The sequence below is a fragment of the Trinickia sp. genome, assembly GCF_057351765.1.
In genome coordinates, this window is the sequence record NZ_JBMRBK010000057.1 from 1 (window position 1) to 3,146 (window position 3,146).

Below are 3,146 nucleotides of genomic sequence, written 5' to 3' on the forward strand. Positions count from 1 at the left end.
CATACGCCTGTGGAAGTGGGCGCCGATTATCTGAAGCTCGAAGCCGACACGGTGCTCGAATCGATGCTGACGCGGCTTGGCGTGCGCGTCGAGACGGCGTCGCTGCCTTTTCAACCTGAGACGGGCGCGTACGGCGGCGGGCATCGGCACGGGCACGATGCAACGTTCGACGAAGATTACGCCCTCGCTCAGCGTGTCTTCGACGAGCATCATGGCGAGCATGGCCACGATTGCGGGCACGATCACGATCACGGACACGGACACAGTCACGGCAAAGGCCATGCGCATCGCTGAGTTGACCGCGCTGCTGCATCTGGCATCGCCTGCGCTACCGGTTGGCGCGTTCAGCTATTCGCAAGGGCTCGAATCCGCGATCGACTCGCAATGGGTTGTCGATGAGCGCTCGACGTCCGCATGGATCGCCGGCGGTCTCGCGCATGTCCTGGCGCGCTGCGAGCTGCCCTTTCTCTCGCATCAGATCGCGCGCTGGCACGCGCACGATGCGCAGTCGATCGCGGCGCTGGCCACGGCCGATGCCGAGTTTCTCGCCAGCCGCGAATCGGCCGAATTGCGACGCGAAACCGAGCAGATGGGCTGGTCGCTCAAGCAGCTATGCCTATCGCTCGAATGGGGCGATACGGCACGGCGCGAAACGCTCACCGCGCTCGTACCGGTGGCTCAGCCGACCGTATTCGCCTTCGCCGTGGCCGCCCACGGCATCGACCCGCCAGCCGCCCTCGCCGCTTACGCATTCAGCTGGGCCGAGAATCAGGTTGCCGCGGCGCTCAAGGCGGTACCGCTCGGGCAGATGGCCGGGCAGCGCGTCATCGTCTCGCTGCGCGACGCGATCGAGGCGGCCGTCGAACTCGCGCTGGCGACACCGCCCACCGCCATCAACACGTTTGCACCGATGCTCGGCGTGCTCTCCGCGCGGCACGAACAGCAATATTCGCGGCTTTTCCGCTCCTAGATCGATACGAGAGATACCGTCATGCGAACCAAGAAATTGCCGGCGCTGCGAGTCGGCGTCGGCGGCCCTGTCGGCTCCGGCAAAACGACCCTGCTCGAAATGCTCTGCAAGGCGATGCGCGAGCGCTACGACCTCGTCGCCATCACCAACGATATCTATACGAAGGAAGATCAACGCCTTCTGACGATCTCGGGGGCGCTGCCGGCCGAGCGCATCATGGGCGTGGAAACGGGGGGATGCCCGCACACCGCGATCCGCGAGGATGCCTCGATCAATCTCGAAGCGGTCGACCGCATGCTCGCGCGATTTCCCGAGGCGGATATCGTCTTCATCGAATCGGGCGGCGACAATCTGGCGGCTACGTTCAGCCCGGAGCTGTCGGATCTGACGATCTACGTGATCGACGTGGCGGGCGGCGAGAAGATTCCGCGCAAGGGTGGGCCGGGTATCACGAAGTCGGACCTGCTCGTCATCAACAAGACCGATCTCGCGCCATTCGTCGGTGCCAACCTCGAAATCATGGCAGCGGACGCAAAGAAGATGCGCGGCGAGCGGCCCTTCGTCATGTGCAATCTGAAAGCGCTCGAGGGGCTCGAAGCGGTCGTGTCGTTCATCGAGTCGAAGGGGTTGCTGCGAAGCTGAGCGGTTCGCCGCCAGGTTGCAAACGTCTGGCGGCCGTCACTGCGCCACCGGTCGGCTCACGCTTCCATCAACGCCCTCAAGACCTCGACAGTCCGCTCCGTCGTCCCGCGATGGCGCGCGGCAAACGCCGAAGCCGCCGCGCCCATCGTAATGCGGCGCCCCCTGTCCGAGAAAAGCTCGTCGAGCACGCGGGCAAGATCGGCCGGATCGCTGACCTGCTGCGCCGCACCGGCCGCCACCGCATCGGCCGTCGCTTGCGCGAAATTGAACACGTGTGGCCCGATCAGCACCGGTACGCCCACCGCACAGGCTTCGATCAGGTTCTGCCCGCCAAGCGGCAGCAAACTGCCGCCGATGAACGCGACATCCGCCGCCGCATAATAGGCGCCGAGCTCGCCCATCGAATCGCCGAGCAGCACCGTCACGTCGGCCGGCAATGGCGCCATATCGGCAGGCCCCGGGGCAGCCGCGGGCTTCGCCTCGCCGCCCCATTGCGAGCGCCGCGCAAGACGCACGCCACGCCGTTCGACAAGCGCCGCGACCTCGTCGAAGCGCTGCGGGTGCCGGGGCACGAGTAGCAACAGCGCGTCCTTCGTCGCCTGCGCGGCCAACGCATCGAGGATCAACCCCTCTTCCCCTTCGCGCGTACTCGCGGCCACCCATACCGGGCGCGTGCCGATCGCCGCGCGCCACGCACGACCGCGCGCCACCAGATCCGGCGGCGTCGCCATATCGAACTTCAGATTGCCGAGCACCGCGACATGGCGCGCACCGAGCGCCGTCAACCGTTGCGCATCGGCCGGGCTTTGCGCCAGCACCCGCGAGAAACCGCCGAACACCTCGCGTGTTGCCCCGCCGAAACGTGCCGCGCGCCGGTAGGAACGCGCCGACATGCGGGCGTTGGCCAGCACGAGCGGAACATCGGCTCGGCGGCATTCGTCGAGCAGCGTCGGCCAGACCTCCGTTTCCATCACGATGCCCAGCGTCGGCCGCCATGCGCGCAAGAAGCGCCGCACCGTATGCGGCATGTCATAGGGCAGATAGCAGCGTGCAACGCGGGAGCCGAACAGCCGTTCGCCCGTCGCACGGCCGCTTGGAGTCATATGCGTCACGAGCAACCGAGCGTCGGGCCTGGCGCGCAAGAGCGCTTCGACAAGCGGTTCCGCCGCGCGCGTTTCGCCGACCGATACGGCGTGGACCCAGATGAGCGGCGCAAGATCGTCTCGCGGCCGGCCGGCCGTATGGCCGAAGCGTTCGCCGATATGCTCGCGATAGCCGCGCTCGCGCCGCGAGCGAATAAAAAGCCGTAGCACCGCGAGCGGCGCGACGATCCACCAGAGCGCGCGATAGAGGGCCCTCAACATGCCGCACCCGGACGTGACGAGGCGGCACACAGCCGCGCGAAACCCACGACGGCGGCGCTCAAATCAGCGCCCGGCCGGTGAGCCGCTCGAGAATGCCGATGGGCGCGCACTCGCGCTGCACCATGGCATCGGCCGGCAGAAAGAACGTCTGCTCGAGCATGAACTGGCCC

Annotated in this window: 5 protein-coding genes; 3 read left to right on the top strand and 2 right to left on the bottom strand. The window is 66.8% G+C overall.

Annotation, left to right across the window (positions count from 1 at the left end):
• The 3 genes from ACO1XS_RS15545 to ureG form a co-directional block, all read left to right on the top strand.
• Nucleotides 1-294, top strand: a 294-nt coding sequence (locus tag ACO1XS_RS15545; protein ID WP_486391111.1) for an urease accessory protein UreE, incomplete at its 5' end; no start/stop codon positions are given.
• Nucleotides 281-970, top strand: coding sequence for an urease accessory protein UreF (locus ACO1XS_RS15550; protein WP_486391114.1), 690 nt, complete (start codon nt 281-283; stop codon nt 968-970). The genes ACO1XS_RS15545 and ACO1XS_RS15550, both read left to right, overlap by 14 nt.
• A 21-nt stretch (nt 971-991) precedes the next feature.
• Entirely contained in the window at nt 992-1,612 is a 621-nt protein-coding gene (gene ureG, locus ACO1XS_RS15555) for an urease accessory protein UreG (protein WP_486391112.1), read from the top strand.
• Between the two features lie 56 nt (nt 1,613-1,668).
• On the opposite strand, the gene waaA is transcribed toward ureG, so the two are convergent.
• Both waaA and ACO1XS_RS15565 read right to left on the bottom strand, forming a co-directional pair.
• On the bottom strand, nt 1,669-2,976 hold the full coding sequence (waaA, locus tag ACO1XS_RS15560) for a lipid IV(A) 3-deoxy-D-manno-octulosonic acid transferase (protein ID WP_486391113.1): 1,308 nt from the start codon (nt 2,974-2,976) through the stop codon (nt 1,669-1,671).
• Between the two features lie 58 nt (nt 2,977-3,034).
• On the bottom strand, nt 3,035-3,146 hold a 112-nt coding region (locus ACO1XS_RS15565; RefSeq protein ID WP_486391115.1), incomplete at its 5' end, for a Kdo hydroxylase family protein.

Bases quoted from the DNA above. Each gene is read 5' to 3' on its own strand.
- waaA (WP_486391113.1), bottom strand. From the start codon at position 2,976: ATGTTGAGGGCCCTCTATCGCGCGCTCTGGTGGATCGTCGCGCCGCTC.
- ACO1XS_RS15550 (WP_486391114.1), top strand. From the start codon at position 281: ATGCGCATCGCTGAGTTGACCGCGCTGCTGCATCTGGCATCGCCTGCG.
- ureG (WP_486391112.1), top strand. From the start codon at position 992: ATGCGAACCAAGAAATTGCCGGCGCTGCGAGTCGGCGTCGGCGGCCCT.